Source organism: Streptomyces sp. NPDC002156 (genome assembly GCF_053593675.1).
In genome coordinates, this window is sequence record NZ_JBSFDA010000041.1 from 1 (window position 1) to 22,425 (window position 22,425).

A 22,425-nucleotide genomic window follows, 5' to 3' on the forward strand; every position below is an offset into this window, starting at 1 on the left:
GGTCTGGGGGCGGCAGCCCCCAGGGATGGGACGGGTAGGGGCGGCGGGGGCGAGAGAAGTCACCCGCGTCAGTGCCCCGGCAGCGGGTGGCGTCCCCGGGCCCAGCCCAGCAGGACCAGGGAGCAGAGCGCGGCGAGGGCGCACCAGGTGGACACGAACTCCAGTTGCCACAGCGCCCAGCACACCGGCGCGCCCACACCGGCCAGCAGCCCGAACAGGACCAGACGGCGGTCGCCGGAGAGGAGCAGTGAGCCGACCGTGGCGAGCAGGTAGCCGGCGACGAGCAGCCCGGAGTGGGACAGGTCGACGGCGTACCCGACGGTGTGGCCCCGGATGTCCGCCGTCACCTGGTGGTCCGACAGGCTGTACGCGAGTGCCGTGCTCGTCACGATGCCCGCGCCCAGCGGCAGCAGAAGGCGGGGCCTCGCCCGCCTGGGGGCCGCGCACAGGACGGCCACCGGTACCCAGAGGGCCAGCAGTGGGAGGGCGATGACGGCCCAGGCCACGGTCGCCGGACCGGTTCCGCCGTCCGCCCGCCAGACCAGGGACTCGACGATCTGGTGGGCGCCCAGGAGCAACGGCAGCGTGGCCAGCGGCAGATCACGGCTGCGGCCCGCCCGCGTCACCGTCGTCACGCAGGCCACACCCACGGCGGCGATGCCCACGCCCGCCACCAGGTCCGCCGTCGCACTCCAGCACATCGCGCCGCCACAGGGTCCGTCGTCGCACGCCTCGGCCTCACAGCGCATCACGCCCCGGGCCCGGCCGCATGCCGAGCACCGACGGGTCAGGCGGGTCAGGCGGGTCAGGCGGGCCTGTGTGCCACCACGGCGAACATCGTCACCGACATGTGCAGCGCGCCCCGCTCTGCCGCCTCGGTCAGATCCGCGTACAGGCGGTCGCGCTGCGCCTCGGTCATCAGTCCGCTCCGTACGGTCGACTCGGCCATCATGCGGACCAACGGCCAGGTCACCGTCCCGCTGTCCTGGATCAGCGCCTGCGAGCCCTGATCGTCGACGACCAGTCCCGCGTCGGTCAGCTGACTCAGCAGCCGGCGCCCGGAGTACGGGTTGGCCGCCATGGCCAGGACTCCCGCCGTCAGCGCGGCCACCGTGTCGGGGTCACCGGGGTGCAGGAGGGCGGTCCCCCAGTCGGAGTCGATGAGCGCCACCCGGCCGCCGGGCCGCAGGACCCGCGCGATCTCGCCGACGGCCTTGTCCGGTTCGGACAGGTGTTGCAGGACCCGCTCGCACCAGACCACGTCCACCGTGGCGTCGGGCACCGGGAGGGCGAGCGCGTCGCCGTCCAGGAAGCGGACCGGGCTGCCGGCCGCGGTCGCCCGCCGCTCGGCGACCTCGCGCATCACGGGGTTCGCCTCGATGCCCAGCGCGTCGCCGGACGGGGTCACGGCCGCCGCCAAGGCCAGCGTCTGCGTTCCCGTGCCGCTTCCGATGTCGATCGCGTGTTCGCCCGGACGCGGGGCGAGCGCGTTCTGTGCCCATGCGCGCAGTCGTCGTACGCCGTCGGCCGCGTCCTGTGCGTCCAGACCCGCCACGAGCCTGTCGACGTCCGCCGTGGCGAAGTTGCGCGCGTGGAACTCCGAGGTGGGCCGGATGTCAGATGTTTCCCCCATGCGGCCCACTCTAGGCAGTCAGGTCCTGCCCGAGCCACCGCTCCCGAAGGAGCCGCTGTTGCCGGGCGACCAGCGCGGGCGGGTCTGGTCCTCGCCGCGTTTGGTGCCGGAGGGGTGGAGGTTGTGCGGCCTGAGGCGCTCGTCCTCGTCCGAGGTGTGCGGCACCTCGTTGGGTTCGCGCCGCTCGCTCTGCTCGTGCACCGCCCCGGAGTCCGGCAGCCTGGGCTGCTCGTCCGGCCTGGGCCGGGGCGCCTCCGCGTCCTTCACCCGCACTCCGAACCGGACGGCCCAGATCAGCAGGCCCGCCACGATCAGGCCACCGGCGAAGGCGGCGATCACATTGAGTACGTCGCTCGATGCGGCGAGTACCTGTCCCGTGTCTGCTGCTGCTCGTGCCGTGTCCATGGCCGCCGAGTGCCCAGGAAACCGCCGGTTACTCACCCGGCCCACCCGAACCCGGCGTAAGGGGTGAATGCCGCGGGTGCGGGAAACGGCCGGACCCCCGTGCCGGCCGCGCCCCCGCACCCGCGGGTCCTGAGGGCCGTTTCCGGCCGGGCACCCGCCATGGGCACCGGCGCCCGGGCACACCTCTCGGGGAGGCGCGCCTACCGGAGCACCGGCGTCCAGATGAACCTACGCGCGTCGAGTCGCGGTGTGTATCTCGCCGGTGCCCTCTCTTGTGCGCCGAGGACTCACTCGTGCACGGTCACGTCCGGATGGTCCCGCTTCGCCCGGCCGACGGCGGGTTCGTCGAGGTCGCCGAGGGCCAGATGGGCGAGGACGACCTCGTAGAGGTCGCTGCCGCCGGCGAGGAGCTGGCGTTCGAGGACGGGTTCCGCGCTGCGTACGTGGTCGCGCACGGTCTGCGCGTGGATGCCGAGGACCTGTGCGGTGCGTTCCGCGTTGCCGCCGGCGGCGATCCAGGTGCGGACGGTCCGGCGCAGGTCCCGGGTGTCCGTGGCGAGGCGGCCGAGGAGACCGTCCGCCCAGGCCAGCAGCGGGTCGGTGCGCAGCAGTTCGGTGACTCCGGCGGGTGGAGTCGCGGGCGGGCGCGGTCCGTCCGGGACGGCGGCCTGGGTGTTGAGGGCCAGTTGGACGGCGGCGCGGGTGGTGAGGTCCGAGAAGTCGGCGTCGAGCAGGCCTTCCACTCGTTCCATCCGGGCGCGCACGGTGTTGCGGCTGACGCCGAGGATGATCGCCGTCTTGACGGCGGTGAACGAGAAGCCGAGGCGGGTGGTGGCGAGGAGTTCGGCGCGGGTGTGGTGGGGCAGGTCGTCGAGGGGCCGCAGCAGCCGGTCGGCCCAGCCGCGCAGGGCGAGGGGGTTCATCAGCCGCTCGGGGTGGGTGCGTTCGGCGTACACGGCGGCCCGGTCGGGGCGGAAGCGGGCCACGGCGAGGGCGCTGACGGCCTGTCCGTACGCCGTGGCGGTCTGGACGAGGTTCTGCCGGACGCTGCCGCCGATGAAGGTGTCGGGGCGTTCGCCGACGAGGGTGCGCAGTTCCGGGCCCGCCCTGTCCTGGCCCCGGTCGATGGGCGCCACGACGATCAGATGCTCGTCCACGGCCGGGCAGCGGACGATGAGCGCGTGGCCGTCCGCCGCCTCCTGGCAGTCCTCGGCGAGGTCGTCGCGTCGTGCGGCGTGGCCTTCCAGGACGTAGACGCAGGCGGTGTCGGTGTCGAACAGGCCGGGCCAGAGGCCGGCGGCGACCCGGCGGGCGGCGATGATGTCGCCCACCATCAGCAGTTGGAGGATGGCGAGCCGGAGGTCGGAGGTCGCACGGTCGAGCCGGCGTTCGGCGCTGACCGTCTCGCGTTCCCGCAGGAGCACTTCGAGCACCCAGACCGTGCGGGCGACGATGTCGGTGGCCCGCCGGTCGAAGGGCCGGCTGCGGGCGACCGCGAGCACGCCCTTGGTGACGGGGTGGCCGAGTCCGGCCAGCCGGACATGGCGTCCCTGGGTGTGCACCGCCGCAGAAGCGATTCTGCCGGTGGCCACGTCCATGATGAGGTCGTCGGCGGCGGGCAGCCGGTCACCGGCGAGGAGGGTGCCGGTGACGTCCTGGAGGGAGACCTCCGCGTCGATGGTTGCGGCGAGCCAGGCGGCCACTCTGCCGATGTCACGGGCGCCCGGCCGCAGTTGGTCGAGGAGTTCGTCCGCCCAGCTGCCGGAGGCGCCTACGCCGTCGTGCCCGTAGTCGGTCCTGCTGCCTGCCACGACGCCTCTCCCCTGGTCAATCACGTTCACACCGCTTCCCGGTCCGGAATTTACCTCACGGAGGGCATAGGCTCGGCGGATGGCAAGGTACTTCGACGTCCATCCCGACAACCCGCAGCCCCGCACGATCAGTCAGGTGGCCGACAGCATCCGCTCCGGTGCGCTGATCGCGTATCCGACGGACTCCTGCTTCGCGCTGGGCTGCCAGCTCGGCAGCCGTGACGGCATCGACCGCATCCGGTCGATCCGGCAGCTCGACGACCGTCACCACTTCACCCTCGTGTGCCGGGACTTCGCCCAGCTCGGCCAGTTCGTGCAGGTCGACAACGACGTGTTCCGGGCCGTGAAGGCGTCCACGCCGGGCAGTTACACGTTCATTCTCCCGGCGACCCGCGAGGTGCCGCGCAAGCTGCTGCACCCGAAGAAGAAGACCGTGGGCGTGCGCATCCCCGACCACACGGTCGCGCAGGCCCTGTTGGCCGAGCTGGGCGAACCGCTGCTGTCCAGCACCCTCCTGCTCCCCGACGAGAAGGATCCGCTGACGCAGGGCTGGGAGATCAAGGAGCGGCTTGACCATGTCCTGGACGCGGTCGTCGACTCCGGAGACTGCGGCACGGAGCCGACGACGGTCATCGACTTCTCCAGCGGCGAGGCCGAGATCGTCCGCCGGGGCGCGGGCGACACGTCACGGTTCGAGTGACGGCTCCCTGACCTCGTACGCCCCGAGTTCGTCCCGCGCGCGGGAGGCCGCGCCGACGGCCACGGCGTCGCCGCCGAGCCGGGCCCGTACGACGCTGACGGGCCGTCCGCTGACGGGCGGCTCGGCGGCGAGGGCCGCGTGGACGGCCGGTTCGAGCAGATGCCAGGCACGGCTGACACCGCCGCCGACGACGTAGTCGGTGACGTCCACCAGCCCGGCGGTGATGAGGATCGCCCGGGCGAGGGCGGCCCCCGCCTCCTCGTAGACGACGGCCGCGTCACGGTCACCCGCATCGGCGGCCGCCGCAACCGCTTCCGCGGTGAGCCCGGCACGTCCGGTGCGTTCCCCGTACCGCCGCCCGATCGCCCGCCCGGAGGCGAGCGTCTCCAGGTGCCCACGGCCACCGCACGTACAGGGCAGGTCGCCGAAGCCGGGTACGTGCCCGATCTCCCCGGCGGCCCCGTGCGGACCCTCGTACAGCGCCCCGCCCATCCACAGCGCACCGCCGACCCCCGTGCCCAGCGTCATCCCGAGCACATGGGGTACGCCCGCCACGGCACCCTTCGTCGCCTCGCCCCGCAGGAACGCGTTGACGTCGTTGTCGAGGTACGCCGGGACCCCGAGCGCGCCCCGGATCGTCGCCGTCACCTCGAACCCGGCCCAGCCGTGGAAGGAGTCGCTGACGACGAGCACACGCCCGGCGTCCGCGTCCACGATCCCCGCCGCACCGACCCCGACCCCGAGAAGCCGGGCCGGTGTCCGGGCGAGGAGCCCGGCGAGCGCACCCAACGCCGCGTCGATCACGGCCTGCCCGCCGTGCGCCGCCGGGGTGGGTACCTCGGTCCGAGCGAGAACCGCGAGGTCGGGCGCGCACAGCACGACCTGGGTGGTGGTCCCGCCGATGTCGACACCGGCGTACACCTCGGGGAGGGGGAGGGTCACGCGGTGGCCCCCGTTGCACTGGGGGTGGGGGTGGCCCGGCGTTGCGGGACCGGGTCGGGCACTGCGGCGACGAGGCGCGGGGTGCAGTCCATACCGGGACACCGTGAACTCGTCACGCCGAAGCTCTCCTTCCACCGCCCGCCAGTGCGGCCCGGTGCTCCGTCCGGCGGCGGTGCTGCGGAATCGGGTCGGGCACCGGGACCGCGGCGATCAGGCACCGGGCGCAGTCCGCGCCGGGGCACAGGAGATTCGTCATGTCGAAGCCCCGTTCCGCCGAGGACGAGGGCGGCCCGGCATTCCGTGCGACGCCGACGTTGCGGGACCGGGGCTTCGCCGATCCGACGTCGGGCGCGGCCCGCACCGGCATGCAGAGAGGTCGTCATGCCAAGGCCCCCGTTCCACCCACCGCCGACGCGGCCCGCCGTTGCGTCCGGCGATGACGCTGCACCACCGGATCCGGCACCGGCACGGCCGCGATCAGGCGTCGTGTGTAGTCCGTGCCCGGGTGCAGGAGGGTCGTCTCCGTCGAGCCCTGTTCCTCGACCTGCCCCGCCCGCATCACCACCACGCGCTGCGCGAACTGCTGGACCACGGCGAGGTCGTGGGACACGAACAGGCAGGCGAAGCCCAGTTCGTCCTGGAGTTCGGTGATGACTTCGAGGACCGTCTGCTGGACGCTCACGTCGAGGGCGCTGGTCGGTTCGTCGGCCACCAGGAGCCGTGGTTCGAGGACGAGCGCGCGGGCGAGGCTGACCCGTTGACGCTGACCGCCGGACAGTTCGCGCGGGCCGCGCCCCGCCAACTCCCTTGGCAGTCGCACCCGTTCGAGCACCTCGGCGACCCGCGCCCTGCGCTCCGCCGCCGACATGCCCCGGCGGTGGACGCGCAGCGGCTCGGCAACGCACTCGCCGACGCTCATCCGGGCGTCCAGGGAGGCCACCGGGTCCTGGAGGACCACGCCGACCCCGGCCAACAGGGCGCGCCTTGCCCGTCCCCGGGCCCGGCCCAGGTCGGTGCCGAAGAGCGCGACCGAGCCGGACGTCGGCGGGACGAGGCCCAGAGCCACCCGGGCCGCCGTCGACTTGCCGGAGCCGGACTCGCCGACCAGGCCCACGGTTTCGCCGGGGGCGACGGTGAGGGAGACGTCCTGGAGGGCCCGTACGGTACGGCGGCCTCGGCCGAAGTGGACGGAGATGTCCCGGAGTTCGACCACCGGAGGGGCGGCGGGGACCCCGGGTGCCGGTGCGGGCACGTCTCCCGGCCCGGCGACCGTCAGTCCCTTGGGACCGGCGCCCGGGAGCCGCTCCGGGCCGTCCCCCGACTCAGCCACCGTCATGCCCTCGGAGCCAGGGCCGGAGAGCCACCCCAGTCCCTCCCCCGGCTCAGCAACCCTGAGTCGCGGCACAGCCGACAGCAATCGGCGCGTGTACTCGTGCGCGGGGCGCAGCAGCACCTCCTCGACCGGTCCCGTCTCGACGATCTCCCCTTGGAGCATCACGGCGACCCGGTCGGCGAAGTCCGCGACGACGCCCATGTTGTGTGTGACGAGCAGGACGCCGGTGCCGGAGTCGGCGGCCAGGGCGCGCAGGAGGTCGAGGATCTCGGCCTGGACGGTGACGTCGAGGGCGGTGGTCGGTTCGTCGGCGATGAGCAGGCCTGGCGAGTTGGCGATGGCCATGGCGATGACGACACGTTGGCGCTGGCCGCCGGACAACTGGAAGGGGAAGGCGGTCGCCCGCTGCTCCGGGTCGGGGATGCCTACGCGGCGCAGGAGTTCGACCGCTTCCCCGGCTGCCTCCTTGGCGGAGACGGGGCGGTGGTTGCGTACGACCTCGGCGATCTGGGCGCCGATCCGGGTGAGCGGGTCGAGGGCGGTGGCGGGCTCCTGGAACACCATCGACGCCGTACGGCCGCGCAGGCGGGACAGGTCCGCCTCGCTGGCGCCGACGACGTCCACTCCCCCGATCTCGACTCGGCCCGTCGCCCGGGCGTTGCCCGACAACAACCCCAGGGCGGCGAGCGCGACCGTCGACTTGCCGGAGCCCGACTCGCCTACGAGGGCGAGGGTTTCGCCTGGGCGGACATGCAGCGACACCTCACGGACGGCGGGTACGTCGCCGGTCTCCGTGGTGAAGGTGACGTCCAGGTTCTCGATCTCCAGGATGTTCATCCACGCCCCTTGACGTCGAAGGCGTCGCGCAGCCCGTCGCCGATCGCGTTGAACGCGCAGACGACGAGGATGATGGCGAGGCCCGGCGGAACGATGAGCCACCAGCGGCCCGAGTACGCGGCGGTGAGACCGGCCGACAGCATGCCGCCCCAGTCGGTCGACGGCGGCTGGACGCCGAGGCCGAGGTAGGAGACGTACGCGACGAGCAGGATCGCGTCGGCGACCTGGAAGGTGGCCGCGACGACAATGGTCGACACCGAGTTGGGCAGGATGTGCCGGGTGATGGCGCGGCCGTGGGTGCCGCCGATCGCGCGCAGGGTGAGGACGTAGTCGCGGTTCTTCAGGGTGAGGGTTTCCGCCCTGATCAGGCGGGACGGGACCAGCCAGGACACCAGGCCCAGGATGACGATCAGGCCGAGGGTGTCCGGTGTCGTGATCGCCGAGACCACGAGCAGGATGAACAGCGCCGGGATGGCGATGCCCGCGTCGACGACGCGCATCATCACCGCGTCGATCCAGCCGCCCGCATATCCCGCGATCGCTCCCCACAGCGTGCCGATGACGGTGGCGAGGATGCCCGCCGCGAGCCCGACGAGGAGGGACACCTTCCCGCCGTACATCAGCCGCCCGAGTTCGTCGTGGCCGACGGCGTCCGTGCCGAGCCAATGGGAGCCGTTCGGGGCGAGGTTGACCTGGGTGAGGTCGGTGTGGGTCTGGTCGGTGGAGTAGAGGAGCGGGCCCACGAAGCAGAAGAGGAGGAACAGGACGACCACCGCCAGGCCGGCGACCGCGAGTCGGTTGCGCGCGAACCGGCGTAGAGGCAGGCGGTATCCGGCGACCGCCTCCGTCGGTGGGGTCGTCGTCTGCAGTACGGCGCTCATGCTCGGCCTGCCTTCACTCGGGGGTCGACCAGTCGCTGCACGATGTCGGCGAGCAGCGTGCCGACGACCGTCGCCACGGAGATGACGAGGACGCAGCCGAGCAGCACCGGGTAGTCGGAGGACTGGGCCGCGCTCCAGAACAGCAGCCCCATTCCTGGGTAGTTGAAGAGCTGCTCGACGACCAGGGCGCCGCCGAAGAGGACGGGCACGTAGTAGCCGAGCATCGCGACGACGGGTGTGAGGGAGTTACGGAAGACGTGTCGGCGCAGGATGGCGCCCTGTCGTGAGCCACCGGCCCGTGCTGTGCGGACGTAGTCCTCGGAGAGGTTCTCCAGAGTCGCGGCGCGCATGTAGCGGCTGAAGACGGCGACCATCGAGGCAGCGCCTGCGACGACCGGCAGGACCAACGCGTTGGGCTGGGAGAGGACTTGCCCAAGAGTCTCGCCCTGGGGTGCCTGGGACGGGAACCAGGGCAGCAGTTGGGTGAAGACCAGCACCAGGATCAGGCCGAGGAAGTAGACGGGCGTGGCGTACGCGACGAAGCCGAGCGTGGTGATGACGTAGTCGACGGGCTTGTTGCGCCGCACCGCCTGCCACATGCCCAGCGGGATCGCGAGCAGCAGCCCGACGAACGCGGACAGGACAGTGAGAACGAGGGTCTTGGGCAGGCGCTGTTCGATGAGGGTCGAGACGGACTCGTTGAGGGTGTAAGAGGTGCCGAGGTCGCCGTGGAGCAGGGTGCCCACGTAGTGGACGTACTGGACGGGCAACGCCTGGTCGAGGCGCTGTTCGTGGTTGAAGGCGGCGATCTGCTGGGCGGTGGCCTGCGGGCCGAGGATCCCGCGTGCGGGACCCCCGGGCAGCGCGTGCAGGAGGCAGAAGACCACCACGGTCACGATGAGGATCACCGCGAGCGCCTGGAGGATCCGCCGGGTCAGGTAGAGGAAGGTGTCCATGCGAGGGGCCTCAGCTGGTCCACTTCCACTGGGCGGGGTGGAAGTTGGCGAGCGAGTCCTGGGAGAAGCCGCCGAGGCCGTTCTTGACGACGGAGATCTGGTAGACGGGCTCGGGCAGCCAGACCACGGGCAGGTCCTTGGCGAGGGCCGAACTGTAGTCCTGGATGGCCTGGTTGGACGTGGACGTGGTGGAGGCGGTGATGAGCTTGTCGACGTCCGGGTTGGAGTAGTTGCCGAAGTTCGAGCCGCCCTTGGTCTGGAAGAGCGAGTCGCCGGTCGGGAAGGCGTTGAAGTACCAGCTGCCCGCCGTACCGAAGAAGGACAGCTGCCACTTGCAGATGGCCTGGCTCGCGGTGCACTGCGGGGTCTGCGCCAGCACGGAGTTGACGGGCGCGGTCTTGATGGAGAACTTGATGCCGGTCTTCGCGAGGGACGACTGGATCGCGCTCATCATGTTGTCGGTCACGGTCGAACCGGACTGCGACAGGACCTGCATCTCGAACTTCGTTCCCTTGGCGACGCCTTCACCGCACTGGGTCGCTCCTGTGCCCGCGTCCGTGCAGACCATGACCCCGCCCTGTTCCGTCCAACCATGGGCGGCGAGAAGGGACTTGGCCTCCTCCGTCGAGAAGGGGTACGGGTTGCTCTTCTGGGTGGCGGAGAGGAAGTCGGAGGACTGTGCCTGCGGGATCGGGCCGTAGCCGGGCACGGCGGTGCCGTTAAAGATGACCTTGGCGAGACCGGCCTGGTCGATGGACTTCTGGACGGCCTGGCGGGCGTACAGCTGCTTGAACACGGCGCCCATGGTGGGGTTGTTGAAGTTGTACGGCAGATAGGTGATCGCCCAGCCGGACCAGGGCTGCACGGCGTAGCCGCGGTTGGTGAAGCTGTCCTTCTGGTCGAGGTCGGTGGCCTCTATGTAGCCGTAGTCGACGCTTCCGGAGCGCAGGGCGTTCTTCTCGGCGTCGGCCGTCGTGAACGGCAGGAGGTTCACGGTGGCGATGTTCGCCTTCTCGCCACCGTCGTACTTCGTGTTGGCAGCGAGGACTACCTTCCCGGACGTGGCGAACGACTTGATCGAGTAGGGGCCGCTGATGGTCTTCCACAGGGCGTCGCTGTCGTAGCCGGAGATGTTCTTCGCGGCCGTGTTGAGGTACGTCCACACCTGCTTGGCGCCCGCGGCCGTGCGGTCGGCGTCCGAGACGGCGGCCGAGGCGCCGGTCCTGTCCCAGGCGTGCTGGGGCAGCGGGGTGATCTGGCTCAGCTCGTTGGCCAGCATCCACTGGGAGTTGTAGGCCTGGTCGAAGGTGATCGTGAAGTGCCGGTCGTCGACGGTCTTGAACGCGGTCCAGTTGTCTGGGGCCTTGCCCGGGTTGTAGCCGGCCCACTCCGCCTTGTTCGCCTTGATGACGTTGAACCAGAACTCGACGTCCCGTGCCGTGATCGGCTTGCCGTCGCTCCAACTCCGGTCGCCGAGCGTGATGGTGACGCTCTTTCCGTCGGCCGCGAAGTCGGCGGCCGTGGCGATCGACGCCTTCTTGTTCCAGGCGATCTTCCCGGTGGAGCCGTCGTACGCGATGAGCGGCTCCCACAGGCTGGCCGCGATGGAGTTGTTGTTGGTGTTGAGGTGGGCCGCGGTGCCGATCGGCAGGATCCAGTTCGGGGTGAAGTTCGCGGGCAGGGCGTAGTTGATGGAGTCCTTCGACGCGGACGACGTGTCACTCGTGCCGGAACAGCCTGCGAGCAGCAGCGCGCTCGCCGAGACGATGACACCGGCGACGAGCGCGGTGCGAGCAGGGGACGACATGGTTCTCCTCGGATCACCGGAGATGTGATGTGCGATCGATGAGCCAGTCAACGACTCGCGGGTACGAAGAAACAGACGCCCCGCCGTAAAAAGCCTGTTTCTGCTGTTCTGGAAAAAGCCGGAGGGCGCGAAAGGCGACCTATGCTCGTCACCCACAGCCCCGTCGTCGGAAGTTACTTCGTCCATGACCGAAAAAAGTGCCCCGCACCGAAGGACCTCCCCCGGTGTCTCCTCGCTGGCCGAGCGTGTGCTCGAACTGCTGTCCTCCGGGCAGGCGACGACCCGGACCGAGCTGGCCGATCTGCTCGGCGCCGCGCCCTCGACGATCTCCTTCACCGTCGGCCAGCTGGTGACCCACGGGCTGGTCGCGGAGCACGGCACCCGGTCCTCCACGGGCGGGCGGCCACGGAAGGTGCTGCGGCTCGGCGGCAGCGACGGGTTCGCGGTCGCGGCGGACCTGGGCAGCAGGCACGCCCGGGTCGGGGTGGTGTTCCCCGGGGGCGGACTCACCGATGTGTCGACGGTGCCGTTCGCCACCGCCGAGGGCCCGGAGGCGGCACTGCCCGGTCTCGCCGAGACCCTGGAGACACTGGCAGCCCGGCACGGCCGGGAGCTGCTGCGGGGCGTCGGGCTGTGTCTGCCGGGCCCGGTGGACGTCGAGTCGGGCGTCGTCACCCTCCCGGCGCGGATGCCCGGCTGGAACAGGTTCCCGGTGCGCGCCTGGCTGGAGGACCGCTTCGGTGTCCCGGCGGCGATCGAGAACGACGCCAACTGCATGGCCGTGGGCGAGCACAGCGTCCAGCCCGCCGAACGGCGCCAGTCGATCATGGTCAAGATGGGTTCCGGCATCGGCGCCGGTGTCATCGCCGACGGCCGGCTGTACCGGGGCGGCACCGGAGCGGCCGGCGAGATCACCCACGTCCGCGTCGAGAACGAGAACGGCACACCCTGTTCGTGCGGCAACACGGGCTGTCTGGAGACGGTCGCGTCGGGTGCGGCGCTGGTGCGGATCCTGCGGGAGCGGGGCGCCCGGGTCGACTCCATCGAGGACGTGGTCAAGCTGGCCATGGACGCCGACCCGGAGGCGACCGGTGCCGTGCGCCGGGCCGGCCGCTATCTCGGCACGGTCCTGTCCGCGAACGTCAACTTCTTCAACCCCGACGCCGTGTATCTCGGGGGTCTGCTGTCGACGCTGGAGCCGTTCGTGGCAGCGGTGCGAAGTCAGCTGTACGAGGGCTGCCATCCCCTCGTCACCGAGCAGCTGGTGATCGAGCGGGCGAGTCTCGGCGCCGACGCCGGACTGGTCGGCGCGGGCCAGTTCGCGCTGCAACGGGCGCTGGCGCGTGCTCTGGAGGCCCTGACCGGGCCCTCTCCTTCCCCTCACTCCTGAACCCCTGCCGAGGAGCCATGCCTCAGTCCCGTACCGCCATAGCCCGCCCGGTGATCGCCGTCGCCGGGCTCGGCATCGAGTCGTCGACCTTCTCCCCCGCACGCACCGAGGCGCCCGCCTTCCATCCCCAGCGCGGCGCGGACGTCCTCACGCGTTACCCGTTCCTGGTTCCCGGTGAGCCGTTGCGGGAGGCAGCCGAGTGGCGGGGCGCGCTGGTCGGCAAAGCACTCCCCGGCGGGACGGTGACGGCTGCCGCCTTCGCTCTGCTCTCCGACGAACTCATCGACCGCTTGCGGGAGTTGGGGCCCGTCGACGGCCTCTGGTACGACATCCACGGCGCGATGACGGTGGAGGGCGTGGATGACGCCGAGGTGGTCCTGCTGGAGCGGATCCGGGAGGTCGTCGGCCCGGACGTGATCGTGTCCACGTCCATGGATCTGCACGGCAACGTGTCGCGCGAGCTGGCGCATCAGAGCGACCTGATCACCTGCTACCGGATGGCCCCGCACGAGGACCACATGGAGACGAAGGAACGGGCGGTACGGAACCTGGTGAACGTCCTGGTCAGCGGTGCCGCGCGGCCGGTAAAGGCCTGGATCCCGGTGCCGGTGCTGCTGGCCGGTGAGCAGACCTCGACGCGGATCGAGCCCGCGCGGAGCGTGTACGCGGCCGTGGACGAGGTGGAGGCGGCCGATGGTGTGCTGGACGCCGCGATCTGGGTCGGATACGCGTGGGCGGACGAGCCGCGCAACCGGGCGGCGGTCGTCGTCACCGGGTCCGACGAGGCAGCGGCTTCCGCCGGTGCCGAGCGGCTGGCGCGCGGGTTCTGGGAGGCGCGGAGCAGGTTCGCGTTCGTCGCGCCGACGGGCTCGCTGGACGCGTGTCTGGACGAGGCGCTCGCGTCGGACGACCGGCCGTATTTCATCAGCGACACCGGCGACAACCCGACGGCGGGCGGTGCGGGTGATGTGACCTGGGGGCTCGGGCGCGTCCTGGACCGGCCCGAGTTCAAGGACCCCGACGGTCCGACCGTGATCTACGCCTCCGTGCCGGGGCCCGCCGCCGTCGAGGCAGCGGTGGCGGCGGGCGTCGGGGCGGTTGTCACAGTCACCGCCGGTGCCGAGGTGGACGACCGGCATGCCGGGCCGCTCACCATGACCGGGGTCGTGCACGCGGTGCGCCACGGGGACCGGGACGCCGGGACCGAGGTCGTGCTGCGGGTCGGCAGCGTGCACGTGATCCTCACGGGGCTGCGGAAGCCGTACCACCACGAGCACGACTTCACCGACCTGGATCTTGATCCGCGCGGGGCCGATCTAGTCCTCGTCAAGATCGGCTATCTCGAACCCGAGCTGTTCGACATGGCTGTGGGGTGGAAGCTCGCGCTCACCCCCGGCGGCGTCGACCAGGATCTGGTGCGGCTGGGGCACCGGCGGATCCGGCGGCCCATGTTTCCGTTCGATCCGGAGATGGGGGAGCCGGACCTCGCGGCAAGGATCATTCCGGCGTCCGACGAGCCGCTCGGCGGAGCGGACGAATAGGGGCCTCGTGGCGGTGCGGGGTGCGCGCGGGGCGTGGGCTGTGCATGGTGGTAGGGAGTCCGGTCGAGCAAGGAGACGTCATGCCGATCAAGCGCTCTGATTCGCCCTCTCCGTCCGACGACGCCACGACGCCCGATGCGCTGCTGCATACCGGTGCGGAGCATGGGGCTTCCGCCGAGGATTTGGTGCTTGCCACGGGGCGTGATGTCACTCCGCGCAGTCTGGCGTGGGCGGAGCGGAAGCTGGCGGAGGAGGGTCCTGCCGCGTTGGACAAGTTGCTGCCTTGACTTGCTCCTCGGGCTGAAGCCCGAGTACATCTCGCCCTGGAAGCCGGAACGGTCCGCCGCAGGTCGCGACGATCACGGCCAGGGCTCCGTCGCAGTAAATCCGTTATTTACTGCGATAGTTGGGAATACGCCTCCGCGACCGCACAACTGCCCGAATGCGGGTCTGCTGTGCGGGCCTGAGGGGAGGAGACTGTCAGTGCGCGACGCCGACCAGGCCTGGCACCAGCATGTTTGCCTGGGTCATGCCCCCAGGTCCTCCATCACAGGCAGGCACTCGGCGAGCAGGTCGACGACGTCGCGCCAGGCTCGCTGCGCGTGCTGTGGGTGGTAGCCGACGCCGGGGACCACGGGGTGGTCGACCGGCGGGTGGTGGAAGGCGTGCAAGGCGCCGCCGTAGACCGCGAGGCGCCAGTCGACGCCCGCGGCCTGCATCTCAGCGGCAAACGCGTTTCGTTGCGCGGGCGGCATGATCGGGTCTTCCGACCCGACCCCGGCCCATACCGGGCAGCGAATGCGCGCCGCCTCGCCCGGTCGACCCGTGGTCAGTGCGTTGACTGTCCCGATCGCGCGCAGGTTGACGCCGCCGCGCCCGAGTTCCAGCCCGACGGCGCCCCCGGTTCCGTAGCCGACGGTGGCGATCCGGTCGGGGTCGGTCCGGGGCTCGGTGCGCAACACGTCGAGCGCCGCACGGCCGATCCCCCGCATCCGGTCGGGATCAGCGAGCAGTGCCATGCAACGGGCCAGCATCTCCTCGGGGTCACCCAAATAGCGCCCGCCATGAAGGTCGAAGGCCAGCGCTACGTATCCCAGCTCGGCGAGAGCATCGGCCCTGCGGCGCTCGACGTCGCTGAGCCCCATGCCCTCTGGTCCGAGCAGCACCGCGGGCCGGCGGTCGACACCGGCCGGGAGCGCGAGGTGCCCGATCATCGTCAGACCGTCGGCCGGGTACTCGACCGTACGCGTCGTAATCGTCGTCATGAGACTGGACTGTAGTGATCGTCGAGCCCGGTCCGGCCGGTGTTCTGCCGCTGGCAGAGCAGCGCGGGTGTCCCTCTGAAATACGGGACGAGCCCGGCGCTCAGGGCTTCAAGATCATCCCGTTGCCCCTTTGGCGCGTATCTCGGTCACACCCCATGTAGAGCGATTGCCGCTGCTTCGGTCGACGTCACTCGTCCATGATTCCCTTCATGGCGCGTCCGGGTCGATGCGACGGAGCACTCGACCTGCTCAGGGAGGAGCGGTTGCAGCACGGCGTACTCGTTTTGACCGCTCGAAGATCTCCATCTCCTCCAGGACCGCGACGATGTGGCCGACAGGCAGGTCCAGGGCCCGTAGCGGGAAGAAGATCTCTGTGTGCTGGATGACGTCGCCTTCGACGTGACCGGTGAGGACGACGGCCAGGCCCCGGTTGACCGCGAAGCGGATGTGCGTCCCCAGCCGGGGGCCTCGGCGAGCCGGTGGGCGAGGTACTTCGCCCAGGCCGGCCACGGGCTGGCCAGGTCGGCGTCAGCCGGGTCGAGCCGACCGAAGTGCCGGGGGACCTGCTCGAACGGCCACGCCGTCCTCCCTTCCGCCTGTCGGAACTGTGCGAGTCCAGAGCCGCCTAGTTCTGCTGCACCAGCACCGGGTCGAAGGTGATCCGCGTGCGGACACTGTCCCCTGCCCAGGTCACCTCCACCGCCGTGTCTGTCACCTCGACGTCGGACACCACCTGCTCGGGTACCAGCGGGTCCGGGTCGGCTGTCAGCGCTGCCAGGGACACGTGCACGGTGGTGCCGGATGTCTCGCCGGTCAGGCGGGGGACGACGGCCCAGCGGGTGTAGGCCGTGCCCTGGGGGGCCCGGGTCTCCTCCGCCTCCGGGGTCCAGCCGTACAGGCCGTGCAGTGTCGACGTCACCGTCTCCTCCGGGCCCGTCGCCCAGCCGGTGTGCGTGACTCGGGTCCCCGCCGGCGCGCCGATCACCCGGTGGACGCGGAGTTCGTGGCGGCCCCGTACGACCGTGATGCTCTCCACGCGCAGGCCCGGCACCATGGGTGGGCCCGCGGTGAAGACCGGGCGGTGCCAGGAGGCCGCCCAGCCCCAGTCGTCGCCGTGGCCCGCGCCCAGGGGGTGGATACGGCGGCGGACGCTGCCCCGGCCGGCGATCTCCACGGAGAGGTGGTTGTCGGCGATGTTGGCGGGGGCGGTCGGGCCGGAGTGGGTCGAGTAGGCCTGGCGGCCGTAGTGCGGGTCGTTCTCGGCCGCCGTCTCGCCCTCGTGCGGGCGGACGTGGTCGCTGCCGTGGTTGTGGAGTCGTACGATCCCGTCCGCTCGGGTCGACTGAACCAGAAGGCCGGGGGCGGGCAGCGCCAGCACCCGGTCGCTCTCCTCCACCGGTGCCTGTTCCTCGCGGGCCGTCCAGAGGGGGGCGTCGGCGGGTGCGAGCAGGGCGACGAAGGCCTTCGAGGCCCAGTACGGGGATGCCGGGCCCGAATATGTCTGGAGGGTGGCCTGGTGGGGGCCGTGCCAGCCGAGGGTGAGCAGGCCGTCCTCGGTCAGGGCGCCCCGGTCCAGGAAGTGGCGGAGGCTGCCGCTGATGAGGCGGCGGCTCGTTCCGGGGGTGAGCGGGGTGTCGCCGGTGAGGGCGCCCAGGCCGACGGCCGCCGATGCGGCGAAGCGGTACGAGAGCGAGCGGCCGAAGTGGATCGGGGCGCCGTCTCCGCCGAACATCAGTGCGAAGCCTTCGAGGTGTTCTCGCAGGCGGGGACCGTACAACGCCGACAGGTCCCGGTCGTCGCCCAGGTACGCGTCCAGCACCGGGTACAGGTGCAGGGCCCAGCCGTTGTAGTGGTCGAAGGCCCGGCCGTCGCCGTCCGCGTACCAGCCGTCGCCCCGGTACCAGGTCTCCATCAGATCCAGGGCTCGCTCGCGGACCCTCGTCGTTTCCGCGTCGCCGCGCCCGACGGACTCCAGGAACCCGGCGACCGTGTACGGGAAGAGGTACCAGTTGTTCGGGGCCGGCGTGTGCCGCAGCGAACCGCGCAGCCATTCCTCCGCACGGTCCTGTACGGATGAGTCGAGCCGTTTCCACAGCCAGGGCGCCGTCAGGCGCAGGCCCAGGGCCACCGAGGCCGACTCCACCATCGGCTGGCCCTGGACGTCGTGGTCGAGGATGAGCGGCCAGGACTCGGTGTCCGCGCGGCCGGGGGTGCGGGTGCCCGCCGCGAGGCCCTGGGCGTAGCGGTCGAGCCAGCCGTGCGGGTCGTCGCCGTCCGCGCCCGCGACACGGAAGGCTGCGGCGAGGAAGGTGCGGGCGTAGCCTTCGAGCCCGTCGGAGCGCACGCCCGAGCGTGACGGCACGCCGGGCAGGTCGAGCAGGGCTCCGCCCGGGGTGCTCCAGCGCCAGGCGGCGGCCAGCAGTCCGTCGGCCACGGCCTCCCAGTGGGCCCGCGTGTAGCCGGTGTGCGGGCTCGACTCGCGGTCCTCGGGCGGGAGTTCGAAGGGGATGCCGCTGCTGCTGTTGCGGGTCGTGCTGCTCATGCGAGGAAGGCCAGCCTTTCGCGTCGTACGGGATGGCGGAATCCGGCGCCGGACGCCCAGTGTTCCGTCTCGCCGACGGCGAGGTCGGCAAGGCGGCGCCACTCGTTGCCCTGGGAGCCGGCGAGGTGGGGGGTGAGGAGAGCGTCGGGGCACGTCCACAACGGGTGCTCGGGCGGCAGGACTTCGGGGTCGGTGACGTCGAGCACGGCGCGGATACGGCGCTCCCGGACCGCATCGGTGAGGGCGTCCTGGTCTACGACGCCTCCTCGGGCGGTGTTGATGAACACGGCGCCGGGGCGCATGGAGTCGAGCAGGGTGCGGCTCACCAGGCCCCGGGTGGCGGGCAGCAGCGGGGTGTGCAGGCTGACCGTGTCGGAGCGGGCGAACAGGGCGTCCAACTCGACGCGTTCCACGCCGAGTTCAGCGGCGTCGGCGTCGGTGACGTAGGGGTCGTACAGGAGGAACTCGAAGTCGTGGGGGTGGAGCAGTTCGATGACTCGGCGGCCGACCAGGGAGGCGGAGACGATGCCCACGGTGCGGCGGTAGTTGCCGATCGTGCGGGAGGTGCGCAGCCAGTCGTCCCGGGTCTGGGTGGAGGCATACGCCTGGGCGCGTTCCAGGACGTGTTTGCCGGTGAGCAGGATCATGGCGAGGGTGTACTCGGCGACCGGCAGGGCGTTCGCGGCGGCGGCGGACGACACCTCGATGCCGCGCTCCCAGCAGGCTTCGGTGACATGCGGGCGCACGCTGCCCGCCGTGTGTACGACCGCCCGCAGCCGGGGTGCCGCCGCGAGGGCGTCGGCGTCGAGTACGGGGCAGCCCCAGCCGGTGACGAGGAGGTCGACGTCGGCGAGGATCTTGCGGGCGCGTTCGGTGCCGAAGTCGTCCAGTACGGGCAGCGGGGCGAGGTCGCAGACGGCGGCGAGGGCGTCCAGCGAGGCGGGGTCGAGGACGGCGGTTGCGGCGTCCGGGGACATGGCGAAGGCGCCGCGGGGGCGGAAGCCGGGGCCCGGCGAGGACACGGTCATTCGGGGTCGGGTACTCCTTGCTGGTCGACGACTTCGACAACTCCGGTACGAGGACCGCTACTTGCTCACTTGACCGAGCCTGCCGTCAGGCCGCTGCGCCAGAAGCGTTGCAGCAGGGCGAAGGCGAGGATGAGCGGAACAACGGCGAGCAGGGAGCCCATGATCACCACGGGGTAGTACTCGGGCGACACGGAAGCCGAGCTGTTCCACTGGTACAGGCCGAGGCTGACGGGATAGAGGTCCTGGTCGGAGAGCATCACCATGGGCAGGAAGAAGTTGTTCCAGATGGCGGTGAGCTGGAAGAGGAAGACCGTGACCAGTCCGGGGCCGAGCATCCGCAGCGCCACCCGTACGTAGGTGGTGAGTTCGCCCGCTCCGTCGACGCGCGCGGCCTCCAGGACCTCGTCGGGGACATAGCCCTGGCTGAAGATCCGGCCGAGGTAGACGCCGAACGGGTTGAACAGGACGGGGATGAACACGGCCCAGTAGGTGTTGACGAGGCCGGCCTCCGAGGCCATCAGGTACAGCGGCAGCGCAAGCACCGTCTGCGGCACCATGACGGCCGCCAGGACCAGGCCGAACAGCTTCTCCTTGTGCCGGAAGCTGAACTTGTCGAAGGCGTATCCGCAGGCCACGCTCACCAGGGCACCGATTCCGGCGCCGAGGACGGCGTACAGCAGGCTGTTGCCGTACCAGCGGCTGTACAGGCCGTCGTCCATCGCGAACAGGTCGCGCAGGTTCTGTACGAAGGAGAAGTCGCTCAGCGACAGCAGGTTGCTGCTGAACAGCGCGTCCCGGTTCTTCCCGGCGGCGAGGACCAGCCACAGGACGGGCAGCAGGGTGTAGAGGACGGACAGCGCGACGACCACGTTGACCGTGGCCCGGCCGAGCAGGCGCGGGCGCATGAGGGTGCTGTCGCCGGTGCTCATCGGGCCGTCTCCTCGGGGGTGTTGGCGCGGCTGGTCCAGCGGGTGACGCCGTAGGACAGGGCGATCGTGCAGACGAGCAGGACGACCGAGGCGGCTGCCGCCAGGCTGTAGTTGTTGCGGGTGAAGGCGGCGTCGTAGATGTACATGCTGGGCGAGAAACGGGAGTTGATCATCGGGGAGGACTGGCTGAGCAGCATGGGCTCGGTGAACAGTTGCAGCGCCCAGATCAGGGTGAAGATGGCCACCATGACGATCGACGTGCGGACCAGGGGTGTCTTGACCTGGAGTGCCGTACGGACCGGGCCCGCGCCGTCGACCACCGACGCCTCGATGACCTCGCGGGGTACGGCCTGGAGGGCGGCGTAGAAGACGACCATGTTGTAGCCGAGGTTGCTCCACAGGGCGATGTTCACGATCGACGGGAGCACGGTGTGGATGCCGAGGAAGTCGATGGTGATGTCGGCCTTGGCGAACAGGTCGATGACCGGGCTGATGCCGGGTGTGTAGAGGTACAGCCAGATGAGGGCGGCGATGATGCCGGGCACGGCGTGCGGCAGGAACAGGCCGAGCTGGGCCCAGGCGCGCAGGCGTACGACCCCGGAGTCGAGGAGCAGGGCGAGGGCGAGGGCGCCGATCACCATCAAGGGGATGTAGATCAGGCAGTACAGGGCGACCGTGCCGAGGCCGGACAGGAACGTCGGGTCGGTGAGGACGGCGGCGTAGCTGCGCAGGCCGACGAAGACGGTGCGTTCGGGGCCGAAGCCGAGGCCGGGCTGGTCGTCGCTGAAGAAACTCAGGTAGATCGCCGTGCCGACGGGGATCAGGAAGACGGTGACGAGGAGGGCGAAGAAGGGGGCCATCAGGACGGCGCACGCGGCGAGTTGACGGCGGCGGGCCGCCTTGCGGGCGCGGAGGGCCGAGACCGGGGCGGCGGTTCGGGAGGCGGCGGCAGGCGCGGGGTGGTGGGCCTGGGTGGTCGCGGTCATGGGGTGTCACCTGCCTTTCGGGCGGCGGACCGTACGGAGTTTCTGGCTCATGTGCTGTGCTGCGTGGTCGACAGTCCGAGGGCCTTCAGGTCGGGCATCGTGCCGTCCTGGGCCGCGCGTACGGAGTCGATGAGGGAGCCCTGGCCGCCGCCGACGCGGGCGAAGTTGTCCTGCATCACCCGCTGGGTGGCGGTGAAGCGGGGGCCCCAGACCCAGCCGTCGCGGATCTTGTGGGCCTCCTCATCGAAGAGGGTGTAGATGTCCTGGCCGCCGTAGTACGAGCGGTCGAACGCCTCGCGGCCCACGGCGACCAGCTCGGACGCGGCCGGGTACTGGCTGCTGGTGCCGCTGGAGAGACGGGCGCGCAGCGCGTCGGGGTGGGAGACCTGCCAGGCGATGAACTCCAGGGCGGCTTCCGGGTGTTGACTGTCCTTGGTGACCGCGAAGGTCGAGCCGCCGTGGGTGCCGACGTACGGGCGGCCGGTGTCCCACTGGGGCAGCGGGGCGATCCGCCACTGGCCGGCCTGCGCGGGCCGTGCCTTCATCTGGGCGCCTGCCTCCCAGGCCCCAGTGAGCCGGGTCAGGACGAGTCCGTCGGCGATCTGCGCGTCGGACTGTCTGCTCTCGACGGCGTTCGCGAAGACGAGGTCCTCGTCGATGAGACGCTGCCAGTAGGCGGCGACGCGCCGGGTGGGGGCGTCGGCGAGGGAGACGTTCCAGGCGCCGCCGGCGGTGTCGAACCACTGGGCGCCCGCCTGCCAGGAGTAGGCAGCGAACTGGGTGCCACCGTCCGTGGGGAAGAGCACCAGCCGTCGGCCGGGCAGCTTGCGGCGGACGGCGCGGGCCAGTTCCTCGAACTCCTCCCAGGTGCCCGGCACTTCGAAGCCGTGCTCGGCGAACAGGTCGGCGCGGTAGTGCATCACCATCGGTTCGACGTCCAACGGGACGCTGAACACGCGCTGTTCGAAGGTGGTGAGGCCGAGGGCCTGGGGCAGCAGCTTGGCGCGCAGTTCGTCGCTGACCATCGAGGTGAGGTCGCGGGCCACGCCGTCGATGGCGAAGCCGGGCACCTGCGGGTATTCGATCGTGGCCACGTCGGGGGCGTTGCCCGCGCGGGCCGCGTTGCTGAGTTTGGCGTAGCCGCCCTGACCGCCGGACGGGACCTGCTGATAGTCGACCTGGATGCTGTCGTGGGTGCTGTTGAAGGCGTCCACCACCTCCTGGCTGCCGCGCAGCGCGGACCAGAAGGTGATGCGGGTGACGTTCCCGCCGCCGGCGCGCGAGGCGGGGTCCGCTCCCCCGCTGCAGGCGCTCACGGCTCCTGCCAGCGGTAATGCGGCCGCCGCCGCGAGCACGGAACGACGGCTTCGTCGACGGGGGTTCTGTCGACCAGGCATGGGTGCCTCCCGTCCTGTTCGATCGAGATACGGGAATCCTCA

The 22,425-nt window shown here is 71.0% G+C and carries 21 protein-coding genes; 4 read left to right on the forward strand and 17 right to left on the reverse strand.

Annotated elements, in window-relative coordinates:
- Positions 1–68: 68 nt before the first annotated feature.
- From ACWCRB_RS18885 to ACWCRB_RS18900, 4 genes are all read right to left on the reverse strand, one after another.
- A complete protein-coding gene (locus tag ACWCRB_RS18885) occupies positions 69–701 on the reverse strand; it encodes a DUF6629 family protein (RefSeq protein ID WP_450997167.1) in 633 nt (210 codons plus the stop codon).
- Positions 702–805: 104 nt separating this feature from the next.
- Positions 806–1,633, reverse strand: a complete 828-nt coding sequence (locus tag ACWCRB_RS18890; protein ID WP_450997120.1) for a methyltransferase domain-containing protein — start codon at positions 1,631–1,633, stop codon at positions 806–808.
- Positions 1,634–1,651: 18 nt separating this feature from the next.
- Positions 1,652–2,038, reverse strand: coding sequence for a DUF6479 family protein (locus tag ACWCRB_RS18895; protein WP_235472574.1), 387 nt, complete (start codon positions 2,036–2,038; stop codon positions 1,652–1,654).
- Positions 2,039–2,325: 287 nt separating this feature from the next.
- The gene (locus tag ACWCRB_RS18900; protein WP_450997121.1) at positions 2,326–3,849 is read right to left on the reverse strand and encodes a helix-turn-helix domain-containing protein; all 1,524 of its coding nucleotides are present in this window, start codon (positions 3,847–3,849) and stop codon (positions 2,326–2,328) included.
- Between the two features lie 79 nt (positions 3,850–3,928).
- Between ACWCRB_RS18900 and ACWCRB_RS18905 the strand changes: the two genes are divergently transcribed.
- A complete protein-coding gene (locus ACWCRB_RS18905; protein WP_235472576.1) occupies positions 3,929–4,549 on the forward strand; it encodes an L-threonylcarbamoyladenylate synthase in 621 nt (206 codons plus the stop codon).
- On the opposite strand, the gene ACWCRB_RS18910 is transcribed toward ACWCRB_RS18905, so the two are convergent.
- The 6 genes from ACWCRB_RS18910 to ACWCRB_RS18935 form a co-directional block, all read right to left on the reverse strand.
- Positions 4,535–5,491 (reverse strand): ROK family protein, encoded by a 957-nt coding sequence (locus tag ACWCRB_RS18910; RefSeq protein WP_450997122.1) that lies wholly within the window; start codon positions 5,489–5,491, stop codon positions 4,535–4,537. The two genes, ACWCRB_RS18905 and ACWCRB_RS18910, sit on opposite strands and share 15 nt — an antisense overlap.
- Before the next feature lie 112 nt (positions 5,492–5,603).
- Positions 5,604–5,747, reverse strand: coding sequence for a hypothetical protein (locus ACWCRB_RS18915; RefSeq protein WP_450997123.1), 144 nt, complete (start codon positions 5,745–5,747; stop codon positions 5,604–5,606).
- A 123-nt stretch (positions 5,748–5,870) separates the two neighbouring features.
- Positions 5,871–7,661 (reverse strand): dipeptide ABC transporter ATP-binding protein, encoded by a 1,791-nt coding sequence (locus ACWCRB_RS18920; protein WP_450997124.1) that lies wholly within the window; start codon positions 7,659–7,661, stop codon positions 5,871–5,873.
- Positions 7,658–8,542 (reverse strand): ABC transporter permease, encoded by an 885-nt coding sequence (locus ACWCRB_RS18925; RefSeq protein WP_450997125.1) that lies wholly within the window; start codon positions 8,540–8,542, stop codon positions 7,658–7,660. Before ACWCRB_RS18925 ends, ACWCRB_RS18920 begins: the two co-directional genes overlap by 4 nt.
- Positions 8,539–9,498 carry an ABC transporter permease gene (locus ACWCRB_RS18930; RefSeq protein WP_450997126.1) on the reverse strand — a complete coding sequence of 320 codons (960 nt, stop codon included), beginning with the start codon at positions 9,496–9,498 and terminating at the stop codon, positions 8,539–8,541. Before ACWCRB_RS18930 ends, ACWCRB_RS18925 begins: the two co-directional genes overlap by 4 nt.
- A gap of 10 nt (positions 9,499–9,508) precedes the next feature.
- Positions 9,509–11,305, reverse strand: a complete 1,797-nt coding sequence (locus ACWCRB_RS18935) for a peptide ABC transporter substrate-binding protein (RefSeq protein ID WP_450997127.1) — start codon at positions 11,303–11,305, stop codon at positions 9,509–9,511.
- A 184-nt stretch (positions 11,306–11,489) separates the two neighbouring features.
- Here ACWCRB_RS18935 and ACWCRB_RS18940 point away from each other — a divergent pair, with 184 nt between their 5' ends.
- From ACWCRB_RS18940 to ACWCRB_RS18950, 3 genes are all read left to right on the forward strand, one after another.
- The gene (locus ACWCRB_RS18940; protein WP_235472582.1) at positions 11,490–12,695 is read left to right on the forward strand and encodes an ROK family transcriptional regulator; all 1,206 of its coding nucleotides are present in this window, start codon (positions 11,490–11,492) and stop codon (positions 12,693–12,695) included.
- Positions 12,696–12,712: 17 nt separating this feature from the next.
- A complete protein-coding gene (locus ACWCRB_RS18945; protein ID WP_450997128.1) occupies positions 12,713–14,236 on the forward strand; it encodes a M81 family metallopeptidase in 1,524 nt (507 codons plus the stop codon).
- Between the two features lie 80 nt (positions 14,237–14,316).
- Entirely contained in the window at positions 14,317–14,523 is a 207-nt protein-coding gene (locus tag ACWCRB_RS18950; RefSeq protein ID WP_450997129.1) for a hypothetical protein, read from the forward strand.
- Positions 14,524–14,763: 240 nt separating this feature from the next.
- Here ACWCRB_RS18950 and ACWCRB_RS18955 read toward each other — a convergent pair whose 3' ends face one another.
- The 7 genes from ACWCRB_RS18955 to ACWCRB_RS18985 form a co-directional block, all read right to left on the reverse strand.
- Positions 14,764–15,501 carry a dienelactone hydrolase family protein gene (locus tag ACWCRB_RS18955; RefSeq protein ID WP_450997130.1) on the reverse strand — a complete coding sequence of 246 codons (738 nt, stop codon included), beginning with the start codon at positions 15,499–15,501 and terminating at the stop codon, positions 14,764–14,766.
- A gap of 249 nt (positions 15,502–15,750) precedes the next feature.
- Entirely contained in the window at positions 15,751–16,011 is a 261-nt protein-coding gene (locus ACWCRB_RS18960) for a hypothetical protein (protein ID WP_450997131.1), read from the reverse strand.
- A 115-nt stretch (positions 16,012–16,126) separates the two neighbouring features.
- Entirely contained in the window at positions 16,127–18,043 is a 1,917-nt protein-coding gene (locus tag ACWCRB_RS18965) for a DUF2264 domain-containing protein (protein ID WP_450997132.1), read from the reverse strand.
- The gene (locus ACWCRB_RS18970) at positions 18,040–19,071 is read right to left on the reverse strand and encodes a hydroxyacid dehydrogenase (protein WP_450997133.1); all 1,032 of its coding nucleotides are present in this window, start codon (positions 19,069–19,071) and stop codon (positions 18,040–18,042) included. Before ACWCRB_RS18970 ends, ACWCRB_RS18965 begins: the two co-directional genes overlap by 4 nt.
- Positions 19,072–19,136: 65 nt before the next feature.
- Entirely contained in the window at positions 19,137–20,000 is an 864-nt protein-coding gene (locus ACWCRB_RS18975; protein ID WP_450997134.1) for a carbohydrate ABC transporter permease, read from the reverse strand.
- Positions 19,997–20,986, reverse strand: coding sequence for a carbohydrate ABC transporter permease (locus ACWCRB_RS18980; protein ID WP_450997135.1), 990 nt, complete (start codon positions 20,984–20,986; stop codon positions 19,997–19,999). Before ACWCRB_RS18980 ends, ACWCRB_RS18975 begins: the two co-directional genes overlap by 4 nt.
- Positions 20,987–21,033: 47 nt before the next feature.
- On the reverse strand, positions 21,034–22,383 hold the full coding sequence (locus tag ACWCRB_RS18985) for an ABC transporter substrate-binding protein (RefSeq protein ID WP_450997136.1): 1,350 nt from the start codon (positions 22,381–22,383) through the stop codon (positions 21,034–21,036).
- Positions 22,384–22,425: the final 42 nt, after the last annotated feature.

Bases quoted from the DNA above. Each gene is read 5' to 3' on its own strand.
- ACWCRB_RS18945 (WP_450997128.1), top strand. From the start codon at position 12,713: ATGCCTCAGTCCCGTACCGCCATAGCCCGCCCGGTGATCGCCGTCGCC.
- ACWCRB_RS18925 (WP_450997125.1), bottom strand. From the start codon at position 8,542: ATGAGCGCCGTACTGCAGACGACGACCCCACCGACGGAGGCGGTCGCC.
- ACWCRB_RS18885 (WP_450997167.1), bottom strand. From the start codon at position 701: ATGTGCTGGAGTGCGACGGCGGACCTGGTGGCGGGCGTGGGCATCGCC.
- ACWCRB_RS18895 (WP_235472574.1), bottom strand. From the start codon at position 2,038: ATGGACACGGCACGAGCAGCAGCAGACACGGGACAGGTACTCGCCGCA.
- ACWCRB_RS18975 (WP_450997134.1), bottom strand. From the start codon at position 20,000: ATGAGCACCGGCGACAGCACCCTCATGCGCCCGCGCCTGCTCGGCCGG.
- ACWCRB_RS18970 (WP_450997133.1), bottom strand. From the start codon at position 19,071: ATGACCGTGTCCTCGCCGGGCCCCGGCTTCCGCCCCCGCGGCGCCTTC.
- ACWCRB_RS18950 (WP_450997129.1), top strand. From the start codon at position 14,317: ATGCCGATCAAGCGCTCTGATTCGCCCTCTCCGTCCGACGACGCCACG.
- ACWCRB_RS18915 (WP_450997123.1), bottom strand. From the start codon at position 5,747: ATGACGAATCTCCTGTGCCCCGGCGCGGACTGCGCCCGGTGCCTGATC.
- ACWCRB_RS18905 (WP_235472576.1), top strand. From the start codon at position 3,929: ATGGCAAGGTACTTCGACGTCCATCCCGACAACCCGCAGCCCCGCACG.
- ACWCRB_RS18980 (WP_450997135.1), bottom strand. From the start codon at position 20,986: ATGACCGCGACCACCCAGGCCCACCACCCCGCGCCTGCCGCCGCCTCC.
- ACWCRB_RS18985 (WP_450997136.1), bottom strand. From the start codon at position 22,383: ATGCCTGGTCGACAGAACCCCCGTCGACGAAGCCGTCGTTCCGTGCTC.
- ACWCRB_RS18890 (WP_450997120.1), bottom strand. From the start codon at position 1,633: ATGGGGGAAACATCTGACATCCGGCCCACCTCGGAGTTCCACGCGCGC.
- ACWCRB_RS18935 (WP_450997127.1), bottom strand. From the start codon at position 11,305: ATGTCGTCCCCTGCTCGCACCGCGCTCGTCGCCGGTGTCATCGTCTCG.
- ACWCRB_RS18965 (WP_450997132.1), bottom strand. From the start codon at position 18,043: ATGAGCAGCACGACCCGCAACAGCAGCAGCGGCATCCCCTTCGAACTC.
- ACWCRB_RS18920 (WP_450997124.1), bottom strand. From the start codon at position 7,661: ATGAACATCCTGGAGATCGAGAACCTGGACGTCACCTTCACCACGGAG.
- ACWCRB_RS18955 (WP_450997130.1), bottom strand. From the start codon at position 15,501: ATGACGACGATTACGACGCGTACGGTCGAGTACCCGGCCGACGGTCTG.
- ACWCRB_RS18930 (WP_450997126.1), bottom strand. From the start codon at position 9,498: ATGGACACCTTCCTCTACCTGACCCGGCGGATCCTCCAGGCGCTCGCG.
- ACWCRB_RS18940 (WP_235472582.1), top strand. From the start codon at position 11,490: ATGACCGAAAAAAGTGCCCCGCACCGAAGGACCTCCCCCGGTGTCTCC.